The 24366-nt window shown below is 45.7% G+C and carries 18 protein-coding genes and 3 pseudogenes; 9 read left to right on the forward strand and 12 right to left on the reverse strand.

Annotated features, from left to right (window positions below; genetic code table 11):
- Window positions 1-462: pseudogene (locus KT99_RS21110) on the reverse strand (DUF6444 domain-containing protein); the annotation flags it as partial.
- Window positions 463-628: 166 nt separating this feature from the next.
- On the opposite strand from KT99_RS21110, the gene KT99_RS17170 reads away from it, so the two are divergent.
- Window positions 629-1609 carry a transposase gene (locus tag KT99_RS17170; protein ID WP_040572149.1) on the forward strand — a complete coding sequence of 327 codons (981 nt, stop codon included), beginning with the start codon at window positions 629-631 and terminating at the stop codon, window positions 1607-1609.
- Between the two features lie 232 nt (window positions 1610-1841).
- Here the strand turns inward: KT99_RS17170 and KT99_RS17175 are convergent, their stop codons facing one another.
- Entirely contained in the window at window positions 1842-2048 is a 207-nt protein-coding gene (locus KT99_RS17175; protein ID WP_005502542.1) for an IS4/Tn5 family transposase DNA-binding protein, read from the reverse strand.
- 751 nt (window positions 2049-2799) lie between these two features.
- Window positions 2800-4101 carry an anaerobic C4-dicarboxylate transporter gene (locus KT99_RS17180; protein ID WP_005502544.1) on the reverse strand — a complete coding sequence of 434 codons (1302 nt, stop codon included), beginning with the start codon at window positions 4099-4101 and terminating at the stop codon, window positions 2800-2802.
- 564 nt (window positions 4102-4665) lie between these two features.
- Here KT99_RS17180 and KT99_RS17185 point away from each other — a divergent pair.
- Window positions 4666-7487, forward strand: a pseudogene (locus KT99_RS17185) (ExeM/NucH family extracellular endonuclease).
- Window positions 7488-7624: 137 nt separating this feature from the next.
- On the opposite strand, the gene KT99_RS17190 reads toward KT99_RS17185, so the two are convergent.
- The 4 genes from KT99_RS17190 to KT99_RS17205 all read right to left on the reverse strand — a co-directional run bounded on the left by KT99_RS17190 (window position 7625) and on the right by KT99_RS17205 (window position 12778).
- The gene (locus tag KT99_RS17190) at window positions 7625-7945 is read right to left on the reverse strand and encodes a YdbL family protein (RefSeq protein ID WP_005502559.1); all 321 of its coding nucleotides are present in this window, start codon (window positions 7943-7945) and stop codon (window positions 7625-7627) included.
- A 29-nt stretch (window positions 7946-7974) separates the two neighbouring features.
- Window positions 7975-8136 carry a YnbE family lipoprotein gene (locus KT99_RS17195; protein WP_005502561.1) on the reverse strand — a complete coding sequence of 54 codons (162 nt, stop codon included), beginning with the start codon at window positions 8134-8136 and terminating at the stop codon, window positions 7975-7977.
- 91 nt (window positions 8137-8227) lie between these two features.
- Complete coding sequence (locus KT99_RS17200; RefSeq protein ID WP_005502563.1) at window positions 8228-11755, reverse strand: YdbH domain-containing protein; 3528 nt, start codon at window positions 11753-11755, stop codon at window positions 8228-8230.
- A 174-nt stretch (window positions 11756-11929) separates the two neighbouring features.
- Window positions 11930-12778 carry a D-hexose-6-phosphate mutarotase gene (locus KT99_RS17205; protein ID WP_005502565.1) on the reverse strand — a complete coding sequence of 283 codons (849 nt, stop codon included), beginning with the start codon at window positions 12776-12778 and terminating at the stop codon, window positions 11930-11932.
- Window positions 12779-13174: 396 nt separating this feature from the next.
- On the opposite strand from KT99_RS17205, the pseudogene KT99_RS17210 reads away from it, so the two are divergent.
- The 4 genes and pseudogenes from KT99_RS17210 to KT99_RS17220 all read left to right on the forward strand — a co-directional run.
- Window positions 13175-14396, forward strand: a pseudogene (locus tag KT99_RS17210) (acyl-CoA dehydrogenase family protein); the annotation flags it as partial.
- A gap of 37 nt (window positions 14397-14433) precedes the next feature.
- Complete coding sequence (locus KT99_RS23730) at window positions 14434-14622, forward strand: acyl-CoA dehydrogenase C-terminal domain-containing protein (protein WP_442852237.1); 189 nt, start codon at window positions 14434-14436, stop codon at window positions 14620-14622.
- Between the two features lie 257 nt (window positions 14623-14879).
- The gene (locus tag KT99_RS17215; protein WP_005502570.1) at window positions 14880-15410 is read left to right on the forward strand and encodes a YbhB/YbcL family Raf kinase inhibitor-like protein; all 531 of its coding nucleotides are present in this window, start codon (window positions 14880-14882) and stop codon (window positions 15408-15410) included.
- Between the two features lie 49 nt (window positions 15411-15459).
- On the forward strand, window positions 15460-15699 hold the full coding sequence (locus KT99_RS17220) for a hypothetical protein (RefSeq protein WP_005502572.1): 240 nt from the start codon (window positions 15460-15462) through the stop codon (window positions 15697-15699).
- 40 nt (window positions 15700-15739) lie between these two features.
- Here the strand turns inward: KT99_RS17220 and KT99_RS17225 are convergent, their stop codons facing one another.
- Window positions 15740-15973 carry a DUF2798 domain-containing protein gene (locus tag KT99_RS17225; RefSeq protein ID WP_232504321.1) on the reverse strand — a complete coding sequence of 78 codons (234 nt, stop codon included), beginning with the start codon at window positions 15971-15973 and terminating at the stop codon, window positions 15740-15742.
- Entirely contained in the window at window positions 15970-16269 is a 300-nt protein-coding gene (locus tag KT99_RS17230) for a putative quinol monooxygenase (RefSeq protein ID WP_005502576.1), read from the reverse strand. Before KT99_RS17230 ends, KT99_RS17225 begins: the two co-directional genes overlap by 4 nt.
- Window positions 16270-16435: 166 nt before the next feature.
- Between KT99_RS17230 and KT99_RS17235 the strand changes: the two genes are divergently transcribed.
- The gene (locus KT99_RS17235) at window positions 16436-17356 is read left to right on the forward strand and encodes a LysR family transcriptional regulator (protein WP_040572151.1); all 921 of its coding nucleotides are present in this window, start codon (window positions 16436-16438) and stop codon (window positions 17354-17356) included.
- 152 nt (window positions 17357-17508) lie between these two features.
- Here KT99_RS17235 and KT99_RS17240 read toward each other — a convergent pair whose 3' ends face one another.
- The gene (locus KT99_RS17240) at window positions 17509-18132 is read right to left on the reverse strand and encodes a DUF938 domain-containing protein (protein ID WP_005502580.1); all 624 of its coding nucleotides are present in this window, start codon (window positions 18130-18132) and stop codon (window positions 17509-17511) included.
- Between the two features lie 641 nt (window positions 18133-18773).
- Here KT99_RS17240 and tnpC point away from each other — a divergent pair.
- Both tnpC and KT99_RS17255 read left to right on the forward strand, forming a co-directional pair.
- Window positions 18774-20209, forward strand: a protein-coding gene (gene tnpC / locus KT99_RS17250) for an IS66 family transposase (protein WP_086017572.1) whose coding sequence is annotated in 2 segments (ribosomal slippage) — window positions 18774-18966 and window positions 18966-20209 — 1437 coding nt in all. Because the reading frame shifts where the segments join, the coding sequence is not laid out codon by codon here.
- A 50-nt stretch (window positions 20210-20259) separates the two neighbouring features.
- A complete protein-coding gene (locus KT99_RS17255) occupies window positions 20260-21078 on the forward strand; it encodes a hypothetical protein (protein ID WP_005502583.1) in 819 nt (272 codons plus the stop codon).
- 75 nt (window positions 21079-21153) lie between these two features.
- On the opposite strand, the gene KT99_RS17260 is transcribed toward KT99_RS17255, so the two are convergent.
- Window positions 21154-23214 (reverse strand): bifunctional 2',3'-cyclic-nucleotide 2'-phosphodiesterase/3'-nucleotidase, encoded by a 2061-nt coding sequence (locus tag KT99_RS17260; RefSeq protein ID WP_040572154.1) that lies wholly within the window; start codon window positions 23212-23214, stop codon window positions 21154-21156.
- Window positions 23215-23587: 373 nt separating this feature from the next.
- Window positions 23588-24366 (reverse strand): M3 family metallopeptidase (locus tag KT99_RS17265; RefSeq protein ID WP_005502587.1); only part of this gene is annotated, 779 nt, incomplete at its 5' end.

The following is a 24366-nucleotide window of genomic DNA, read 5'->3' on the forward strand; positions in this document are numbered from 1 at the left end:
AGGCTCCTTTGCTCACGGTGTTGCACTGCTGACAACGCCCGTGAAATAACTGGTATTCAGTTATATCAAGTGCAGGTTTAGGTAATTCAAATACCTGATGACGATAGCTTGGAGTCGGGTTGGCAATGACCTCGCCACCACAATCAGAACAACATGAATCGGGTAAGCAAGCGACTTGCTCATCGGTTGCGCTGAGTTCCGCTAATGGTCTTTTATGCCCCGTATGTCCAGGTTGAGCGCCAACCTTATTTCCACTACGAGGCGTTTGAGCTTTTTTCGCTCAGCCTTATCCGCAGGGGAGTCAGAGGATGGTGATTTGGATGAGTTTCTAGAGCTCAATGCTAGGCGGTCTTCATATTCACGTAACTTTTCCCACAGTTCTTGAATGAGTAAGTTTGCTTTTTTTTCACCGAGTTCAGCAACCGTAGGCGGCTCTGTTGCGAATTGTTTTTTCTTTTTCATGAAGCTATTTTGACACGGCAAAGAGATCGTTCAATAGCGATATGACCAAACCTTATTGATCATCAATTGATCGTGTCAATAAGGGGCTGGTGAACGGTTACCCCAGGATTGTCAGATGAAGATCCCTTGACTAAGCTTAAGTCAGAGTTATTGAGGAGGGTTTGTTATGCCAACACCAAGAAAAGCGTTAGTCAGTTTAGAGGATACGCTATATTATCACTGCGTATCTCGTTGTGTTAGAAAGGCTTTTTTGTGTGGAATAGATCATTATACTGGTCAATCCTATGAGCATAGAAGGGTTTGGGTTGAAAGTCGACTACTGGAGCTGGCATCTGTGTTTGCCATTGATATCTGTGCTTACGTAGTGATGAGTAATCATTTACATCTAGTGTTACGTATTGATGTGGAGTTAGCTAAGCATTGGTCAGACGTAGAGGTGGTCACTCAATGGCAAAAACTGTTTAAAGGCGATAGCCTTAATCACGACTTTATTAAAGGTGAAGCACTTGAATTCTATCAACAAAACATTATAAATAAACGAGTAAAAGAGTACCGCTCAAGACTGATGAATATTTCCTGGTTTATGCGGGCACTCAATGAACCTATCGCTCGTAGAGCCAATGCCGAGGACAAGTGTAAAGGCCGTTTCTGGGAGGGACGATTCAAGTCCCAGGCTCTGCTTGATGACGCTGCGGTACTTGCCTGTATGGCCTATGTAGATTTGAACCCTATCCGCGCTAAAATGGCTGCTACACCGGAAACCTCAGACTTCACTAGTATTCAAAAACGTATCAAGGCTGCGATACAAGGTGAGCAGCCCAATACACTATTGCCCTTTGTCGGCAACGAGCATAAAGCAATGCCTAAAGGACTGATGTTCAATGCTAAAGATTATCTGCAACTTGTTGATGATACAGGGCGCATAGTCAGAGCCGACAAGCGAGGCTCTATGAGTCAAGAGTCGGCTAAGATATTAAATAGACTTAATATCCCGCAAGAAAACTGGATAAAATTGACCACAGAGTTTACCAAGATTTTCAAAGGGCCCGTGGGCAACACCCAAGAGTTAACAGCGTATTGTGAACATCTTGAGCGTAAGCGCCGACAAGGAGCTGCCAACTGTCATCGATGGCTAGATAGCGTTTAATTAAGACCCAAGATATCCAGTTAAAAGTTATCTTTTCAAGCATAAGCAAACCCTTGTTTGGGATTTTTAATGTTTGATTTTCAAGGAAACAGTCTAAATTTCACTCATAACAGAATATTTGAGTATTGTTTGGAGTCGCAAGTGGGTAGATTGATACAGCAATGAATTTATCAGGCAATCTGACTCTAGTAGGTACAGGCCATTTAACAGAGAATAATTTTGGATGTCTTGGTTATAGAGAAACATTATCATTGCGGATCAATCGGTAAGCCCCTTCTAGTTCAGCTTCATTGCCACGGCATGATAGCGCGATAGACTTACCGCTGCTACGAGCCATATTGGCTGCGGTACTGACTAACCTATCAGCACGGCGAATATCACCTAATTTAGCATGTTGAAAGTGAGATTTAGCCCATTCTTCTGCATTGAAAATTGACATTGTTAAAGACTTTAAGTTATTGAATTTTATGATCAGATCCTGGTGATTCTATAAAGTTCAATTTTCTCAATATTTGTGTAGAAGAGTCAGATACAAGACCCTGCACAGCACCCGCTGCAAGTGTCCTCGGTGTTAGATAACCATGAAGTTATGAGCTTCAATGGCATGTTCCAACAGCAAAGGTCAGTGGATTCCGGCTCAAAAGATCTGCCGGAATGACGAAAAGTAACGACCAAAATAAAATGAGCCAAGATAAAAATGTCATCAGCCTTCATTCGAAGGCTGCCCACTTTCAGGGTCTAAAGTGAATTAGAGTATGGCTCCACCTATTAATAATCTCAGGGTTACATAGGTCGTTAATCGATGGTCACCAAACCTTATAATATAATTCCACCTATCAAGAATCCCAAAGCTACAGAGGTAGATAATAGATAGTCACCAAACCTTATAATATAATTCCACCGATCAAGAAGCCTAAGGTTACAGAGGTCGTTAATCGATAGTCACCAAACCTTAAATATAATTCCACCGATCAAGAAGCCTAAGGTTACAGAGGTCGTTAATCGATAGTCACCAAACCTTAAATATAATTCCACCGATCAAGAAGCCTAAGGTTACAGAGGTCGTTAATCGATAGTCACCAAACCTTAAATATAATTCCACCGATCAAGAAGCCTAAGGTTACAGAGGTCGTAATGGTCACCAAACCTGCAATGAAGAACAAAGCATGGTTAAACACTAAACATAAAACCTATAATACGAGCCCACCGATCAAGAAGCCTAGGGCTACCGAGGTAGATATGGTCACCAAACCTGGAATGAAGAAAGGATGGTTAAACACTAAATTGCCGATGCGGGTTGAGCCGGTATCGTCCATCTCAACTGCTGCGAGTAGAGTAGGGTAAGTTGGCAGCACGAATAGGGCGCTGACGGCTGCAAATGAAGCGATGGCGGTCAGTGGTGCCACGCCTATGGCTAAGGCTGCTGGCATCAATGCCGTGGTGGTTGCCCCTTGTGAGTAGAGCAACATGGAGGCGAAGAATAGCGTTACCGCCAGCATCCAAGGGTATTGATTGAGTATTTCTGACGAGAAGGCTTTGATTTCGTCGATATGACCTGAGACAAATGTGTCGCCCAGCCAGGCTACGCCTAGCACACAGATACAGGCGCTCATGCCTGACTTGAAAGTAGCGGCATTGGCTATCTCAGAGGCATCTATCTTAGTGAAGGTGACTATGGCTGTCGCCGCTGCAAGCATAAACACCATGATGGCATCGTTACGGCCCAGTGTGGGGTTTTCTATGATATTAACCGCATCGGAAATCAGTGTGGCATAAACGATCACACCAACAATGGCAGTGACGAAGATCCCGGTGGCCAACTTGGCAGTAGGTAATATTTCTCTTTGAGTGGGTCCCTTAATCTTTATCAGGCCCTTGGCCAGCCTTTCCTGATAGATTTTGTCATCTTTTAGCTCACAGCCTAAGAAGTTTGCCACGAACGCACCCACCATGCAGGCGGTAAATGTGCTTGGAATACAGATGGCGAGTAAGGTTAAGTAACCCACACCTAAAGGCTCCAATAATCCGGAGAAGAACACCACAGCCGCTGAGATGGGTGATGCTGTGATCGCAATTTGTGAGGCGACAACTGAGATACTCAAGGGACGTGAAGGGCGAATGCCTTGCTCCTTGGCGACTTCGGCTATGACGGGCAAGGTAGAGAAAGCTGTGTGCCCTGTGCCTGCGAGCAAGGTCATAAAATACGTGACTATGGGCGCGTAGAAGGTGATGCGTTTGGGGTTTTTACGCAGAAAACGCTCAGATAAGTCGACCAGCCAATCTAGGCCCCCTGCCACTTGCATTGCCGCAATTGCCGTTATTACTGACATGATGATCAAGATGACATCGACGGGGATATGTCCGCTATCGACGCCCATAAACAGGGTCAGCACTAAGACGCCGGCGCCGCCGGCCAGTCCTATTCCTATTCCACCAATTCGCGCGCCAAGATAGATAAAAGCAAGCACGACAAAAATTTCTATAGCGATCATAAGTAACCTTAATTTGAAGAAAATTAGCGAAAAGCTGGATGTCGAAGATATGTTAGACAAGTTAAACAAGTTAGATGTTACTCCTGTTAATCCTTAAGTAGACGAGAGTAATTCACTATTTGTTTAAGCTGTGATGAGGTTCACGTGCTGTTTCGTCATAACTTGGTCTAGTGCACAGGTGAGATGCTGACAGGATAAGGCTATTGCTTGCTTTGATAACTTGAGGAGCTGTTATGTGAGTGAAATATGATGGTTTTGGCAAGATGATGTTTGTTAAAGCACGAGTCAGCCATGCTTGATTTTTTGACGAATCAGCTTTAAGACTGACAGCCCCCAAGCACGCTAGTGTTGAACCATCTCTGTAAAGATATTTGCACGCCGCTGATGTTTTAATCGCTATAAGAAGCCATGTCAGCAACCTAAATACAACTTAAGTGCAACCTATTTGAAGCAAAACTCCTTTATAGTATCCACTGGTTTTTTGGAAAAACCGGAGCAATTTGAACAAAATAGTCAAATGCTCGAAAAACAACTAGGTTAAATGGATAATATTAAGGGGTTAATATGTTTACCAAAGCAAGTTTACTTGCCTTGGCGATAGGTGGTATTTCCACGTTCGCTCAGGCAGCCGATCATCTGATTATTTCTGAATATGTCGAAGGCAGTAGTAACAACAAGGCCATCGAATTCTACAATCCCACCAATACTGATATCGATCTCAACTAATACCAAGTCGAATACTATTTTAACGGTAACACTACTGTGGGTTCGACCATAGTTCTGACTGGAACTTTAGCCGCGGGCCAGACTTATGTTCTGGCCGATAATGATGCCAATGCCGAAATCTTGGCTCTTGCCAATCAAGTGAGTAACTCGAGCTTTTTTAACGGCGATGATGCTATCGTCCTCAGAAAGTCGGGTGCAGTCGTCGATAGCCTGGGTCAGGTTGGCGTAGACCCTGGTAGTCAGTGGGGCAGCGGTGATTTGTCGACTCAAGACAACACACTGCGACGCGATCCCGCTCACCTCATCGGCGATAGCGTTATCGACGATGAGGTGACCTTAGATACCTGGCAGGGTTTTGCCAAGGATGATTTTTCAGATCTTGGACAGTTTAATGCTGAGCCCACGGATCCCACCGAACCTGTGACACTTGTGTGTAATGACCCATCCACGGCTATTCATGCAATTCAAGGCCAGACCGATACCAGTCCACTCAACGGTCAGCTTGTCGAAGTCGAAGCCATAGTCACCAGCAATCAGGAAGCGGGTCTTAAGGGCTTGTTTGTGCAGATGGCCGACAATGAAGTCGACGGCGATCCCTTGACCTCAGAAGGTGTGTTCGTCTATACGGGCAGCGCGACCGGGTATCTTGCCGGTGACCGTATTCGTATTCAGGCTAAGGTGAAGGAATATAATGGCTTGACTGAGTTGACCGATGTGGCTGCTCATATACTCTGTGATTCGGCTCAGGCAATGCCAACAGCCGCCATAGTGACCTTGCCAATCGATGAGACAAGTGATCTAGAAGCGTTCGAAGGGATGCGCGTCAGCTTCAGCCATAACTTAACAGTCAATGAAGTCTATAACTTAGGCCGTTATGGTGAGTTACTCTTGGGTAGCCAACGTCATTATATCGGTACTCAAGTTGCCGCCCTGGCAGCGATGCACTGGCGGTAACTGCTGCTAATGCCAAAGATGCCATAGTGTTAGACGATGGACTGACATCGCAAAACCCAGATCCTGTGCGTTATCCAGCTCCTGGGCTAAGTGCATCAAATACGGTGCGTGTCGGTGATATCATCACAGGACTCGATGCGGTAATGCATTATGGTTTTGGTCAGTATCGTCTGATGCCAATGGATACGGTTAATTTCGTCGCCGACAATGCCAGAACTTCGGCGCCAATGCTTGCCGAAGGCAGCAATCTAATCCTTGCCAGCTTCAATGTGCTTAACTATTTCAATGGTGATGGTGCCGGTGCGGGTTTCCCAACGCCACGCGGCGCGGATACCGCTGCTGAATTTACCCGTCAAAGAGACAAGATCATTGCCGCTATGGTCGCCATTAACGCCGATGTATTAGGTTTGATGGAGATAGAAAATGATGGCTTTGGCAGTGAGTCTGCCATTGCCGATCTCGTCTCCGGCCTTAACCAGGCAATAGGTGAGACTCGCTATGCCTATGTCAGCGCAGAGACCGCTGGTGGCATAGGGACTGATGCTATCACTGTGGGCATGATCTATCGCCTAGACAAGGTGAGCCTGGATGGTGCGGCTAAGGTGCTTTCAAGCGCCAATTCACCACTGGATGAAAACAATAACCCACTGTTTAATGACGGTAAGAATCGTCCCATGTTGACTCAAGGCTTCAGACACCTTGATAGTGACGAGGTGATTGTGGTTGCAGTGAATCACTTTAAATCTAAGAGCAGTGATTGCGATAGCTTAGGCGATCCCAATATGAACGATGGTCAAGGTAATTGTAATTTGACCCGCACCCGCGCCGCCGAGGCGGTAAGCCTCTGGCTAGCAGCTGAGTACGGTGAGGCCGATGTGCTAGTGATGGGTGATCTCAATGCCTATGCTGAGGAAAATCCATTAACGGCACTTAAAAATGCAGGATTTACCGAGTTGTTCGACCATCTTGATAAAGAGAATGCATACTCTTATGTCTATTCGGGAGAGTCGGGTCAGCTGGATCATGCCCTGGCTAATGCTAACTTGTTGGATAAAATTATCGATGTGACCGAGTGGCATATCAATACCGATGAGCCAAGATTACTCGACTACAACCAAGAGTTTAAGTCGGATGCACAGCTCACAGACTTGTACAATGCCGATGCATATCGCTCATCGGATCATGACCCTGTGGTTATCTCTGTGTTGCTTGGTGAAGATAATATTGCGCCAGTGGCCAGTTTCACTGTGTCTATTGATGGTGCCATGGTGACGTTTAATGATACCTCAGCAGATGAAGATGGTGAGATTGTGAGTTACTCATGGGAGTTAGGCGACGGCACTGTCGCTGAGTCTGCTATGGTCAGCCATGAATATGCACAAGATGGCGATTATCTGGTGACATTAACCGTTACCGATAATGACGGCTTAACCCATAACATCTCGCAAACTATCACCATAGATACACAAGCTGACAAGATTAAGCCTGTTGCCGTGATAAAGCATATAGACCTCTGGTTTTTCGACCTGTTTGTGTCAATGAGCTTCGATGAAGATGGGTATATCACTAAGCATAAGTGGAAGTTTAACGATGGCAGTCGTGCATCGGGTCCTCTGGCTATCAAGTTTGCCAGTCGTGCTAGCAAGGTTAAGTTAGTGGTTAAAGACAACGATGGCCTCAAGGGGAAAACAAGCCTCAAGTTTTGATGCTTATTCTTCAAGCTGAAATGCGATTAGACCGAGTTAACGTCGCTCAACGCTAAATAACAATAAAGCCCGCATTCGCGGGCTTTATTATGGCGTCATTGCTTAATCGATAGAAGGCATGGCTATTTTTGAAACCACTATTTCTTAATCCACTTGCCACTCTTAGTTTGAATATAGAGGCCTTTCTTGGTGGCCTTCATCGCTTTTTCAGCCGCCATTTTAGCGACCTCAGTAATTGAGATGCCATTTTTCTTGGCAATATTATCATAATGGGCCTTGCGTTTAGCATTGACCTGTTTAGCCAACGCGCTGGCATCCGGGCTAGTTTTTACTATGCCTAAGTAGCCATTCGTTTGCTCTCCTACCAGGCCTTGAGACTTAGCGTCATGTAGCGATATGGCAAATGCATTTAGGCTCAGCAATAGTCCTGCTGCGAGCACCAATAATTTGGTTTTCATTCTGTACTCCTTAAATTCTATAGCCGAGATTAAAACAGTTCATCGTTGGTCAGTAGCTCATCGAGCTCCTTATCGATCTTAATTATGATCTCATGTTCAATCTTAACATTAAGATTGATCACTATCGGCTTATCCGGTGGCTCAATCTTGATTGTGGGCGTACAGCCTGTGAGCGCTAGGAGAGCGATCATCGCGCTAATGGTCGTGGGAAAAATTGGCAGTTTCTTCACTGAGTGTTCCTTTTTATGTCGGTAGACGGGTCGATAATGTCGACCAATAAGGTTAAAGCATCGACTGTTCGATTTGAGTCTGCAACTTATCGCCAATCTGTAAGCTCTTTAACAGTTGCAGCATGTTTTCCTCTTGAGAGTAATTCAAGTGAATAGGGCGTTCAATTCCTTTCGCTTTTCCTTTTACATTCACTTTCAATAGTGCATCCCCATTGGGGGCCATATCGAAGGTACTGGAAAGTTCTGAATATTCGAGATGCTCCATGGTGGAGAAGGCGAAATCTAAGTAGGGCTGGGACAGGCGCATCTGCTCCACCGCCGGGTTGCCGCTGACCGATATGAGTCCGCCCGGCGCTCGAGCAGCCAGTCTGCCGCCGCTTATTGATATCTTGCCTTGGACTAGAACAACGGGCAAGACACCATCGAAGACCCCGTCGGCATAGAGTCCTACCTGAGGTTGGATAGCCAGCAGTTGTTCAAGCTCAAGCCCCTGGAGTACCAGGTACCCATGGGATTTATCGTGTAATCTTAAGTTAAACTCGGGTAACAGTAAGTGTCCACCGAGGAGATCTCCGCTGGCATTCATCTGAATATTTGCCGCACTTAAGCTCTCAGGCAAAGCTGATTTAGGGCGCTTGCCGACATCAGGACTCTGCGCTGTTCTCTCTGCTTTCGCTTGTTCTGTTACTTTTTCAGTAACGATTTTATCGTCAAGTGAGACGCTAAAATCTGCCTGAGCCTTGATATTAGTGATCAGTACGCCGGGATTAAACGCTGCTGCAGAGAACTGGATATCCGGGCAGGACAAGCTGCTGATTGTCGTCCCTAGAGGTTCATGGGATGATGACTGATTTAGCTGCTCTATTTGATAGTGGCAGTTGGCCTGAATATTAGCTTGTTCGAAGGGAAGCTCGTTAATGCTGCCGCTGAGAGAAGTGAGCTCAGGTGTAAACTCGATACTCATTTGAGTCGAATGATCATTTTTATTGAGTTCATATTCAGCCTGCAGCCTGGCATCACCTGTGATAAACAGGGATTTTGGCAGGGTATAGTTATTGCTCACCAGAGATAGAATAGTGCCAAGATCACTGTCTAGATTGAGCTTTCCTGTTAGTTGCAGCCGTGAACTATTAGCCTGAGTCGGTATTTGTGGCCGTAATCTATGTTCACTGACGAATTTCATGCCATCGAACTGCCAGTTTTCATGGGTATCTAATTTAACGCCATTCCAGTCTAAGGTTTGGGAAAGACTCGCCGTGTAGAGGCCTAACAGTTTCTCGGTACGTTTTCTGTTGTTCTTTATGTAATGATGAGTCAGCTCGGCGCCATTGAGCTCATAGTGAGCGATATTTTTCCATGGGTTTTCGGTTAACACCTGACTCATCGCCTCTGCAGTGAGATCGGCTATAGTCAATGAACTGGTTTTGTCTAAAGAGAGATACAGGCCTGACAGCTTAGCCAGATATTCGTTTTTCTCTGCCGATGGCACAGGTTTGAGGATAAGCTCATTATCTAGCTGCTCGAAGTTCAATGGAGGGACGCTTATTTGAATCGGCTGTTTGTCTTTTTCTGCTGAGTCAGTGATCCGCTTAATCACCAGAGGGTCAAGGCTGGTGAGACGCGTCATTGCCGTTGATACCGTGAGGCTGTCACCTGAGCTGGTGGACTGAATAAATTGAACGTCTTCGGACTCGAGGGTGAAAGCGGATAAGGTTAGTTTACTAGTGCTAGTGCTATTGGATTCTTGATGACTGCTGGCTAAGCTCTCATTAACAAGACTGTTAATTATTCGGAAGTGGCTCATTGCTAGAGTGCTGAATTTTAGGCTGTTAGCATCGAAGCTGAGCGCTTTAGTGACAGAGGCTACATCAGTCTGTATGCCATGCCTGTAGCGCGTTGGGCCTATAGAAAATGTCAGCCTGGGAATATCCAGGCTCACCTGACTCGCCTCACTCGAGGTCATCACCAGTTCATCATGGCTAACTAGCTTGAGATGTTTCAGCTCAAATTGAAACTTGGGGCTATCTGCAGATTTTCTCGCTGAGTCTCGTTTAATTGAGTGAGGTACTAGCTCCACACTGTCTATCTGTGCCTGTAGATTTGGATTTATACTGAGCCTAAATTGAGGCGACTCACTTGCAGTCGGTGTTTCAATAGTTATTTTTCCTGCCAGGGAGAGGGATGAAGCGCCGAGTCTGATATCGGCTATGGTCTTATTGTCGGCGAAAGTGCTTGGCTCGTCAGGCATGAGTGAGCTAAGCGCCAATGCTTGCTCACGGGACGCTGCAAACTGCCAATCGCTTGTTAACTCGAATGCCTGAGTCTGTGTGGGTATTTGCAGTGACAAATCAGTTGCAGATAATGAAGCATCTAGCATGGCATCACGGATCATCAGCTGTGCATGGCCCAGATGAATATTATTTGAGGCAAACGAATATTTTAAAGGCTGGGACAGGGTGAATATCAGCTTAATTGTTTGCTGTTCATCTATTCGCGCCTGGCGCTTATCGCCCCCCGCAGGTGTACTCGTGCTGGGCTCGAGTAGGGTCGCTACCAGAGGGATGATTCGTTTATCATGCCGTTCATTATAGAGAACGGCTAATAAGCTGTTTACCTGATGGCGACTCGGGCTAACCTCGAGGGTGAAAGGCTCTAGTGTTAAGGTCAGATCGGCAAGGTGGCCGGCGATGTCAAATTTAACCCGGTCTTGGGCTACAGGTTCCTCTGCCGCAGAGCTCAGTGAATGAGGCGCCAGGATGAGCTCATCAAACTGCATCAATGTCAGGCTTGAGTGTTTTAAGATATGGGATGACTCTAGTTGAGCCGATTTAAGATCCAGCGTGGCGTTGGATTCAAGAGTGCCACTAAATACCAGTCCAATTCGTTCACTCTCTTGTTTCAGGGCGAGCAGCGGGGCTAGGGCACTCGTATCGAGCGCTTGTGCTGCAAGCTCGGTCAGGAATGTGTATAGCTCATCGAAGACGAGTCGGCTCGATACTTGCCATTGTTTCTTGGTTAAATGGGCATCTAACTGAAAAATGGCATTGCCATGACGACTGATGGCCGTGCTTAGCTTGCCATCTTCATCTAAGGTTAAATGCTCCACGGTCAGGCTCAAGGCTGAAGCAGAGATGCCCGCCAGGCTTAGCGAAGTCGTGCCAATATTTATCTGAGGGAGTTTGTCGAGATCCAGTGCCAAGGTCGGACCTTGCTGGTCGACATTCTTGCCCTCATGAGTTAACACCCCTGGATTGAGTACGGCATGGATCTCTTTGATGGAGATTTTCTCTATCAAGCTCATGATTTTGTTGCTAGATAGCGGCTGAGTATAGAGGCTCAACAGGCTCATGTCTGTATCTAAGAATAAGTCTAAGTCAGTGATGCTGATTTCACTGTTATGAACCGTCAACTTGATACTAGGGAACTGCCAATGGTGTATCGAGGTGGGCCTGATGCTGAGTTTATTTATCTGAGTGTTATATTCAACAAGATATGCATTGGCAACACTCATAGCCAATCTCTCAAAGCTGTTGACCAAAATGACCACGAGAATGAGTAGACTGAAAATCAACGCTAGCATGAGCCGCTTTATACGGGAGAGACGACTTAACATTTAAGATGATCGGGCTAGAGTGGAGAAATGTTGTTTGAGTTTAGCATGGAGTGAAAACAACAAAGGGCCTATTGATGAACAATATGCCCTTTAATGCAGGTAATTAAAAAACGCTTACTTAAAACCCGTTACTAAAACGGGCTAATCTTTCCAGCCAATCTTAGTGGTTAGCATATGGGTCTCATCGGGTGCTAAGGTGAGCTTATCTTCCAGCACATTGGCCGCCTCGAGACAGACCATAGTCAGGTAGTCATCGCTGTTGAAACGAGACAAGCGCTGAGACTTATCAATCCAAGGGTTCCAGAGTACCGCTGAGTGGCTGTTTTCGCGGCTCACTTCAATAATGCCGTCTGGGGTGTGCAGCTCTTGAACATCGGCTAACTGGGTATATACCCGATCGGTTTCTTTGTCGAACAGCACTTCATCGCTATTTTGCTTGAATGGGCCTTCACCGAACTCTATGTATTTTGAACCTTTAAAGCCTGTGGCTTTAAGCTGATGAATATCTTTGACCGGGAAATAGCTATGCAGCGCCTGAGTCAGACTCACCGGATAACTGGCCAAATTAGTGTTCTTTAATGACACTGTCAGGGTGTCGGTTAAGGTAAACAGCATTTCGACGCGAGTATCATGGGGCCAGTAGAGCTTGTCTGCTTCACTTATCTTAAGGGTCAGCTTAAGTTCGACAGCCTGGTTTTTCATCTGCACGGATTCCAGTGCCCAGATGCTGGTGCGAGCGAACCCATGTTGCGGCCAGTCCGGGTTATCACTCATGCCAAACCAGGGCCAACACACAGGTATGCCGCCGCGAATGCCACTACCAGGCTGATAATCATCGGCGGATGAAACCCAAAGTAGCGGCGCTTTACCGACTGGCTGAAACAGGTCTATCTGTGCGCCTTGCAGGAAAATCCTCGCCTTACATAATGGCGTATCAACATCGACGTATTCTAAGCCATTGGGGTGCTTTTTCGTGGTAACTGAGCCCATTACTGCTTCCTCATTCCATCAATTCGTGCCGTACATTTAACAGAGCATATTTGTCTTTTTATGTGCAAGCAGCGGAATTTATTTCAACAACTGACAATGAGCTTACCCTGTTTTCCCGCCCTTCATAAGGGGTCGTTATGCTGAATTTATGGTAATCCTGTTCTAGCTAGGGAACAAACTTGAACTAATGCTGATTTTTTAAACTAAATTAAATTAAGTAAAGTGGTCGGATCTCTGTACTTGTAAAATGATTAAATTAAACGCATGATTGAAACTCGTGTATGAAAAGTTCATTCTAATGACACTAGAGAATCTACGTACAAGATACATAAGATAGAAGACCTGATAAATAACACCTGAGCTTTACCATTTAGCATAAAAATAAAGGGAACAGGAATGCCAATATATCAAGCGCCACTTCGTGACTATCCAGTTCGTACTTAACGAACTTCTCAATATATATCAACGCACTGAGCTTAAAGGCTTCGATGAAATCGACGCCGACTTAGCCGATGCAATCTTGCAAGGAGTGGCGGACTTTACCACCGAGGTCATGTTGCCCCTCAATGGCAGTGGCGATGTTGAAGGCTGTAAGTTGGTCGATGGCAAAGTTATCGCCCCCAAAGGATTTGCCGATGCATATAAGCAATATGTCGACAATGGTTGGGCGACACTGACCTGCGATCCTGAGTATGGAGGTCAGGGGCTTCCTGAATGTATCGGTGTGTTTGCTACCGAGATGAAAACGGCCACCAATATGGCGTTCGCCATGTATCCGGGTCTGACACATGGCGCTTATGCGGCAATTCATGCCCATGGTAGCGATGCACTGAAACAGAAATATTTAAAGAAATTGGTTTCCGGTGAATGGACCGGCACCATGAACCTTACCGAGTCCCATGCGGGAACCGATCTGGCACTATTGAGAACCAAGGCCGTTGAGGCGGGCGAGGGGCGGTTTGCTATCTCGGGTGAGAAGATTTTCATCTCGTCGGGAGATCATGACTTGGCGGAGAATATCATTCACCTGATGCTAGCCAGACTACCCGATGCACCGGAAGGTGTGAAGGGCATATCATTGTTTGCCGTGCCTAAGATTATGGTTAATGCCGATGGTAGCTTAGGCGAAGCAAACAGCTTATGTGCCGCGGCGCTCGAGCATAAGATGGGCATTCACGGTAACTCAACCTGTGTGATGAACTTCGATGCTGCTATAGGCGAGCTTATCGGTGAGCCACATCAGGGCCTGAAAGCCATGTTTACCATGATGAATCAAGCCAGACTCGGTGTGGGCGTTCAAGGTTTAGGGGTATCAGAAATTGCCTATCAAAATGCACTAGCTTATGCTAAGGACAGAATTCAGGGCCGAGGCTTAAGTGGTGTAAAAGATCCGTCACAAGCCGCCGATCCTATCTTGGTTCACGGCGATGTCAGACGTATGCTGATGGCGCAGAAATCCTTCAATGAGGGAGCCAGAGCCTTAATTGGGCAGCAAGCCTTGTGGCTCGATGAAGCCGAGCGTCACCCCGATGCCGATAAGGCAAAAGCGGCGAATAAGCTCGCGGCGCTATTTACCCCAATCGTCAAAGGATTTATCACCGCCCGTGGCTTCAATGCCATATATGCAGATCCTTGGCATCACCGTTCTGGCCTGGATGTGGACTCGCAGCGCAGTGACGGCGCTTGAGTCGGGTACGGAAGATAAGGCTTTCTATGAGCGTAAGCTTAAAACGGCTCAGTTTTATATGAGTTATTGGACGGTACAGACCCGCAGCCTGCGTAAGCAGGTTGAGTCCAGCAGTGAACTTATGACTCAGCTTGAAGAGGCCGATTTCGATCTCTAATCTGTCAGACTAGGCTTAAGCAAGAGGCTTGAGTCAGGTTTTTTAGTGTGAGTCTTAGCACTTGAGCCGCGATGGGAGCAACAAAAGCATAAATGCTGAGGTGTTTATGCTTTTTTTATGGGCGAAAATCTATTTTTGATAATTTATGACTCAAAGTGTCAGATTATCGGTAATTATGGTTAACAATGAAGTTTATGGTTAAGTATTTTCCCGGGTAAGGGCTATTCTATAGTTTCTATTTACTTAAGGGATCCGTTATGAAAGTCATCAATCTATTACCCATCATGGCCGCATTTATCGGCATATCCGCCTCGGCCATGGAGATATCGAGTCAAGATATCAAAGAAGGCCAGCTTATGGGCAAGACGTTTGAATATTCCGGCATGGGCTGTAATGGCGCTAATCTCTCTCCCCAGCTTTCCTGGACTAAAGTGCCGCCCGGTACTAAGAGCTTCGCTATCACAGCTTATGATCCTGATGCACCAACGGGAAGTGGCTGGTGGCACTGGACGGTCTTAAATATTCCCGTGTCCACACTCAGCTTGCCACAGGGCGCATCGGGTAAGGCATCTGTGGGATTGGAGACTCGCACAGATTTTGGTAAACCCGGCTTTGGCGGGGCTTGTCCGCCTAAGGGTGATGGCATGCACAGATATCAGTTCACCGTGTGGGCGTTGCCGAAAGCTAAGATAGATCTGCCTGCGGACATTTCGCCCGCGGTGGTGGGGTTCACCCTCAATAGTATGGTGATTGAGAAAGCGGTATTGACGGCCACTTATGTGCGCTAGTTGCGGTGTTTGTTGTTAACACTTGCATTTATATTCGAGGGTTGATGTGATGAAAAAAGTGATTCTGGTGAGTCATTATCAGGGCATAGCACCGCAGGCACTGCGTAATGTGCCTGTGCATAGCCCGAGTATTTTTGCGATCAAACAAGGCCGTAAAATTATGAGCTTGCATGAAGAGTCACTTCATATCGGTGGCGGTGACTGGTTGGTCGCGGCGGCGGGTAGTCAGCTCACTTTTATCAATGAGCCCCATCATCAGCAGTTTAGCTCGGTGCAGGTATCATTTTAGTGCTGTAAATACAGATGCTCGATTCTATATTTACAGCTGTTTACCCTGCCGATTTTAACCATTTACTGACTATTTTTTCGGTTAACTTATGCACCTTAGGGGCAAATAGGAAGGAGATGCTGGCGGCTGCAGGCCATGCCAGTATGAAGGCCTTGGCCCATAACCAGAGAAAGTTTGGCTGTAGTCCTAAGTTAATCCAGGTTATCCAAAGGGTCATCAGCAAGGAGAGTACAAATGACATTAATAGCGAAAATACAATGCGTTGTTTCATCATTTTTCTTCGTTAGTGACCATGGTTAAATTTTCGATATAAGTTACTTTAGTCAAGTTACGTGCAAGATAAGCTAGCGTATGCTCGGCTTCAAAGTGCGCGCTGAGTGCATCACTGCTTACCCAGTGTTCCCAAAGGGTAAAGCGAGACGGATTGTCTTGATGCTGCAGCACTTCAAATTTTATACAGCCAGCTTCCTTGACCGTTGACGCTGCCAATGTGTGCAGTGCCAGCCTGACTTCGTCTGTATCTAAGCCTGCCTCTGTAACCAGACCCGCATTTATCCATAATTGACCCATGTTGCCTCCAGATTGACTGCTAATGTTAGTTTGCTAACTTTTGATTTCTCAGTATTGGCGCTTATTTAGTGCGTCTATGTTTATTAAGAAAGTTAGACGAGCTTATATGATTTCGTTTATTATAAATATACGTAACAATTCAATTATAAATTCCATTTATGAAATCATGTTAGATGACATAGCGCTCTATATCCACATCGTTCAGTCGCGAGGGTTAGCTACCGCGGCGAAGCAGTTACGACTGCCCGCCGCTACTGTGACCCGTCGCCTGCAAAAACTCGAAACTTCTATTGGATGTAAGTTGATACATAGGTCCGCGCGTCAGTTTTCTCTGACGGCGGAAGGTGAGGTGTATTACCAGGCATTCTATGAGTTAGTACAGACATTTGAAGCCACACAACGTAGCCTCTCAGCAGACTTGCATCTGCTCAGTGGTAAGCTGAAAGTGCTGGCACCGACCAATATATCCACCGGGTTACTGCAGCCCATGTGGTCATCGTTTATCAAGTCCTATCCCGATATTCAGCTGGATCTCAGTTTGAATAATGCCAATCAAGATATTTTGGCTGCCCAAGCCGATATTGCCCTGAGGATCGGGCCGCAAAAAGATTCTCAGCTGTATCAGAAGGGATTGGGTTTCATTCCAACTGTTCTTGTCGCTTCCCATGACTATCTGAACAATCATGCGGCGCCAGCTCAATTGGACGAGCTTTCCAGGCATAGGATCATAGGGGTAAATAGTATTTCGGTGTGGACATTGACCCATAGAGTCAGCGGAAATGAGGTGGAGCTCACGCCTAGTATCAATACTTTTGTCAATGATATTAAGATGGCCAGTCAGTGGGCTTGTGATGGGATAGGTATTGCCTTGTTGCCTATCAGCGAAGTATACCAAGATTTACGTGATGGCAATTTAGTCCAGGTACTTATAGATTGGTCAGGTCCTAAGCGAGAGCTATACGCCGTCTGGCCTAGTGGCAGACTCTTGAGTGCCAAAGCTAAGTGTTTACGTGATTTTATGCAGGACTATATCGAGAAAGATGAGGTGTTGCAGACTCAGGGGATAAGCGATATATGCAATAGATAGAGTATGGCTCTATGTGCGGATACAGGAATTCTTGTTAAAACACTCGAGTAAATAGCCTGTGCCCACCTCGTTCAAACTCCAGCATTCCCGCTGCAGAGCGATTTTTATGTTGTAACCGGTGAGGCATATTAATACTGAGCTAAAAGGCCGCGTTATGATTTCACAAAATGCAGTAAACGGTTATTGGCCGGCATGGAATGGTCACCTACTAATCTAAGTCCTTGAGTTTCTGCAAGCTGAACTATCCATTCAATGTCTCGTATGGCGCTTCTCGGATCCTGCTGCGCTAGCCAGGTATCGAATCTGGCATTACTCTCACTGGTATAGTTACCGGCGTAATTGAAGGGGCCATAAATACACAGGTTACCTTGGGTACGCAGATGTTTACCTACGCCAATAAAGAAGGCTTCGACCATCTCCTTTGCCATGATATGCAAGGTGTTAGCGGTAAAAATACCATCAATTCCTGCTTGATGACTCGAAAGCGGCCAGGGCTGAGTCACGTCCAGTATCAAGGGGGGGCTTAAATTATCAGTAGCTCTATCGCCTTGTGAGCATGCCTGCTTAAGTTGTGCGTTAATGCCATCGATATAACCAGCCTGATCGCTGGTTTGCCAAGTCAGATGGGGCAGAGCTTGAGCGAAATACACAGCATGTTGTCCCGTTCCAGTGCCTATTTCTAATACCAGGTTTGATGATGAAAAGGCCTGGCTAATGGCCTCGAGTATCGGGGCCTTGTTATTTTCGCATGCTTGAGAGAAGGGCACTAAAGACATAAATATAAACCTTAATGGGTTAGATTATCTAGTTACAACTAATTTGAAATAAATGGAATATAAAAATATCTTACTTTACCTTTGATGAATACTGTACCTTGTAAAGGTGCTTTCAGATAGCGTTTTGTACACTCGTTTCGCCATTATGCATTTATATCAGCAAAAGGGTTAGAAGAATGAAGGAAGAGTAATAGCTATTTCTGAATATTTTGCAAGAGTCACCTGGATCAGACCAGAGTCTGAAAACTTTGTCGATAACCAATATAGCCGAGGGCAAGTTTGTCATCGATAACTACACTGGCAATGCGCCGTATCCATTAGTATGAATGAGTGAAAAGTTTCAATTTACGGCGCTAAACGGGTTTTTACTGTTATATTGTTAGTGATAGATAAATTATGTAGTGAGAGTTTTCGTTCCAGGAAGGGAGCGGGCAGACGTTATAAGTTTACCGTGTTACATCGGCTAAATTGGTGAATGTAATTCGGTAAAGTTTATGTCGTAATATACAGGGAAGTAACATGATTAAATATCGTTCTCTAGTAACCGTTCACCAGCCCCTTATTGACACGATCAATTGATGATCAATAAGGTTTGGTCATATCGCTATTGAACGATCTCTTTGCCGTGTCAAAATAGCTTCATGAAAAAGAAAAAACAATTCGCAACAGAGCCGCCTACGGTTGCTGAACTCGGTGAAAAAAAAGCAAACTTACTCATTCAAGAACTGTGGGAAAAGTTACGTGAATATGAAGACCGCCTAGCATTGAGCTCTAGAAACTCATCCAAATCACCATCCTCTGACTCCCCTGCGGATAAGGCCGAGCGAAAAAAGCTCAAACGCCTCGTAGTGGAAATAAGGTTGGCGCTCAACCTGGACATACGGGGCATAAAAGACCATTAGCAAAGCTTACAGAGACTGACGAGAGAATTGCTTGTTTGCCAGATAGTTGCTGCGCTGATTGTGGCGGTAAAGTTGTGGCTAACTCGTCGCCAAGTTATCGCCATCAGGTGTTTGAATTACCTAAACCTACACTTGATATCACCGAATACCAGTTATTTCACGGGCGTTGTCAGCAGTGCAACACAGTGAGTAAAGGAGCCTTGCCTGAAGAGGCTCCCGATGGTCAGATGGGGCCACGATTGCTCAGTTACGTGGCTGTGCTCAGTGGCTTGTATCACCTGAGCGTACGTAAAATTCAACGTTTACTGCAAGACCAATACGGGACTCATTTCTCTATCGGTCTGATTTCTGAAGCGCAAGGGCGAGTCAGTAGTATGCTGACGCCGACACACCAAGCTCTGCATCAACACATAAAAAAAGCGTCATTAGTGCATGTTGACGAGACGACGCACAATCGTAATGGTGAAGAGCATACCCGCTGGGTCTGGTTGTTATCGAGTGAGGATGCCGTATTCCAACAGGTGAAATATTTTCGTAATAAGGATGCAGCCAAATCGATATTAGGCGAGCATACCCAAGCGATTGTCGTGAGTGACCAATGTCCCAGCTACAACTGGATTGAGCCCGAACGGCATCAATTTTGCCTTGCCCATGTGCAGCGTAATTTACAACAAATGGCCGATTATTCAGGTAAGGGGCTTACCGCGAGTATCGGCAATCGACTGGTATTGCTATTCAAGTCCGTATTTCGCACTCAACATAGATATGAAGCCGGTGACGTTGACGAAATAATGTGGCGTCGGCGAATGCAACGACTAAGGCGCAATATTAAGCGCTGGCTTGAGTGCGGGGAAAATGTGCCCGCTTCACGCTACTCAGGCCGATGCCGGCATATTCTCAAATATGAGCAAGGTTTATGGGTTTTTCTCAATCACCCAGGGACACCTTTGACCAATAACGAAGCCGAGCGTTGTTTGCGTGGCAGCGTGATCATGCGCAAGATCTGCTATGGCACCAGTTCAGATAGGGGTGAGAAGTTTCGATCTCGGATCCTCTCAGTCGTTGAAACGTGCAAGAAGCGCAAGTTATCCCCGATAACAGTGATCAGCACTATCATTGCGGGCGTGGTGGGTAAATGCGACTACCCAGACGTATTTGGACTAACCTCAGCTTAGTCAATCCCCCTCTGGTGAATGCTTACGTTCTCTAAGCCAGAAAAGCCAGCATGTTATTTGGGCTCTCACCTTCGCGATTTTCATTTTCACTACTTTTGGGTCGCTACTGGCTACTGATTGTCGAATACTTTGATCCTGACTCCTATTTGTGGCAACAGTTAGATCAAGCCGTATTTGTAGATACTCATTTGGCTGCCGAAGGGGTGGTAGACCATTTCTTTAATGCCGTGTTATTCAGCGTGTTTGTGAGTGTTGTTACCTACCTTGTGCTCAAGAATATGAGTGTTAGAGTCTCACAAGGGAGTCTCCCCGAGGGGTTTTACACGCAAAACTCCTGGCTAGATATCGATGATAAATACTTAGCGCTAATACAAGCCGACGAGCTGGTATTTTTCGAGTTTGAACGTAGGATGGCTAAACGGTTACAAATCAAATATCAGCATGATGCGTCAGTTGATGAGCTCATCGCGTTAGCCAATCCACAAAAAGTGCGGCGAATCCCCTTCGATGAAATCTCTGAGTTGGTGAGTGATCACAATTCTGATATTTTCTATGTAAAGCATAAAGATAAGCGACATAGGGTGGTTTTCATTAACCAGACGGTTAAAGCCCATGCGTTGGAGTTGGTGCAACTGCTATTGCCTGAAGAGTTGGAATATCATAGGAATGAACGGACCCGATTCAAAGCAGCGTTTCCCTTGCTTGCCGTGTTTATTGGCCTTGCCTCATTAGCAATGGCTGTTGATATTATTGTCATTCGTTATATTGTCAGCTTACTGGTCTTATTCTTGATTATGCCAAAAATGTGCACCAATTACCTGGACCCTAAGATCACTGAAATCTGGCGGAGGAATGAGGTAGTAGACTGATAAAATATAGTTTTTATTCATGTCAAATTGAAAAGGCTCCCTTGGGAGCCTTTGATTTTAACAACAGCTTAAGTTTTACTTAGCGCTAGCGTCGGTTGTTAAGTCTATATTGTAGATGGCGAAACCAAATTCATCAGTTAAGTCAGTACGTTTGGTTAATGTACGTACTTGATACTGAGTAATAAACTCGTCAGCGAGCTCACTATCTTGGGTTTCGAAGCGAATATCCAACTTGGTGTTGGTGTTGATCGTAACGAAGTCCCAGTTGTTGTCTGCAGTTGGATCGACTTGACCATGTTCTGCAGTTTCATCTGTGATGTACTGAGCCAGTGCTTCACGGTTGCTATCGGGCAGCTCCATGATGACGTAATCTGAACCTGTACCCGCAAATTTACCACCGAATGCGCGGTAGTTGTTGGTCGCTATGATGAACTCTTTGGTAGCAAATTCATCGCCAGTGATTGATATTCCGTCCTCGGTATAAGCTAGACCGACGATACGGTTGGCATCGGCATCAAGCAGTTTACAATCACCATCAAACTTAGTCGGTTGAGTCACATCAATCTTGTAGGTGACGCCATCGATGACATCGAAGTTGTAGGTTCTGTGTGTGTCCCAATTGATTAAATACTGCGGCTCTGTAGAGGTCGCTGATATTTGGTTAAATTGGTTTGCACTGCACTCTAACCAATCTTTAACTTCCGCCCCGGTGACTTTTACTACCACCATGGTATTTGGATATAGATAAAGATCCGCTGCATTTTTGTAGGTCAAGTCGCCAGCTGGAACTTGCACATAGGAGTCTGCATCGGCGGTAGTGCTGTGACGTCCACCCGCTTTAAAAGGTGCTGCGGCAGATAATACCGGAATATCTTTTAACGCGTCAGTGAGGTTAGCTTTTACTTTGGCTATCTGAGCATCTGAGACAATCTGTACCGATGGATCATCTTGCACCAAGGTGAGGAAGCTGTACATGTCGGCGGACGCTTTACCTATCGGCTGGTTGACATAGTTAAGTGTACCTTGGTGTTCGATTGCAACGGCGTCTCGAATACCCATATCTGCACTGACTAATTCAGGTTCATCAGCATTTTTGTCATAGATAGGAGCGGCTTTTGCAGTGCGATCGATAATAACCCATGCACCGTCTTGCATCTCAAGTTTTAGATCGACAATACCTAAGTTATCACCCCAACGGCCAGGCATGACGGCAGCCACACCATTGATAGTCCCTTTCTCCAGATCGGCATTTTTCAGGCCTGCAAATGTTGCCGACGGAAATACTGAGTGGCTGTGACCAAAGGTTATCACATCGATACCTTCTACCAGAGATAGCGCGTAAGTGGCATTTTCGTCGTTGACATCGGTAGGATTTGAAGGGGTGCCCACGCCTGAGTGTGGAATAGCGACGATAACATCGGCGCCCTCTGCTTTCATTAGTGGAACGAATTTTTCAGCGGCTTCAATAATACCCATAACTGAAACTTTGCCGGATAGGTTCTGCTTATCCCAGAGTAATATCTGAGGAGGCACGAAGCCGATATAGCCAATTTTAACTATTTGCTGATCACCATTGCTGTCGATGACCGTTTTTTCTTCGATGATGTAAGGGGTGAATAAGTTATCACCCTTTTCTTTGCCTTCCCAGCAATCGGCTTCACATAAGACGTTAGCATTGATGTAAGGGAAGTTTGCGCCCGCAATGGCTTCGCTTAAGAAATCCAGACCATAGTTAAATTCATGGTTGCCTAAGTTACCCACAGAGTAGCCGAGTGTATTCATGGCCTTATATGCTGGGTGAGTGCCACCTATGGTGTTGTCGCGTTTAAAGTTATCGGCAATGTAGTCGCCCATTGGGCTGCCTTGCAATAAGTCACCGTTGTCGACTAATACGAAGTTACTCACTTCAGCACCGCGTTGTTTAATCAGGCTCGCCGTTCGTGCCAGGCCTATGCTTGGGTCATACTTGGTTTTGTAATAATCATAATCCATGATGTTGGTATGCAGATCACTGGTTTCAAGAATACGAAGATCCACTTGAATGGCCGCAACATCATTATCATTATTATCAGATCCACAAGCCACAAGGCCAAGTGTCGAAGCGATAACTACAGCTAAAACTTTTTTATTAAACATATCCATCATTCTCATTTATTGAAGACCCCGAGGCATGGCTCTTGTTGTTAGGTCATGTCTCATGTAACCAACGTGATATTTCTGGTGATATCACTGAGGGCGTGAGGTTATTATATGCCGAGAAAGTTTCAATAATGTGACGTGGAGTAGAGGTTTAACGCTTTATATGAGACTTGGGTATCGTTTGGTTTAAATTTAATCAGAGGTGTATCACTATCCTGATACGCATATTGTGCAGGTGTTGTAAAATTGTTGCCTTTATTCCCTGTGAGTTTAAAATGTTGGCGTGTGGAGCCTGAAAATAAAAGAGCCCTAAAAGGGCTCTTATTATTCTAATCTAAGCTTGGACAAACTTTATGTTTGTGACCCTGTGTTATTTTGCAAGTAGACCACGACTGCGAAGTAGTGGGTCGATGCCCGCTTCTTTGCCACGGAACTGCTTGTAAAGTAGCATAGGATCTTCACTGCCACCTTGAGACAAGATATTGTTTCTGAAGGCTTCAGCTGTTGTTTGGTCGAAGATACCGTTTTCTTTGAAGGCTTCGAATGCATCGGCACCTAAGATATCAGACCAAAGGTAGCTGTAGTAACCTGCAGAATATCCACCCGAGAAAATGTGCGCGAAGTAAGTACTGCGGTATCTAGGTGCGATCTCATTGATAAGACCCATCTTGTTGAGTGACTCAGCTTCAAATTTTGCCGCATCTTTCGGGGTGAAGTCGGTCACTGTGTGCCAATCAAGATCTAACTTAGTGGCCGCCATATATTCAACGGTGGCAAAGCCTTGGTTGAACTTGCTCGCAGCCTGTATTTTCTTCACTAACTCCTGTGGGATCACTTCACCCGTCTTGTAGTGTTTAGCGAACTGAGCCAATACTTCGGGCTGAGTCATCCAGTTTTCCATCACCTGTGATGGGAACTCGACGTAATCACGTGGTACTGAAGTGCCTGCTTGAGAGCGATACTGAACATCTGACAGCATGCCATGAAGGGCGTGACCAAACTCATGGAACAGAGTGCTGGCTTCATCAAATGTCAGTAGTGAGGGCTCACCTGCTGAAGGGCGAGGGTAGTTAAGTACATTGACTATGATAGGCTTAGAGTCGACACCATTCATCTTGTACTGCTGACGATAAGAGCTCATCCATGCAC

Source organism: Shewanella benthica KT99 (assembly GCF_000172075.1).
GTDB classification, from domain to species: Bacteria; Pseudomonadota; Gammaproteobacteria; order Enterobacterales; family Shewanellaceae; genus Shewanella; species Shewanella benthica_A.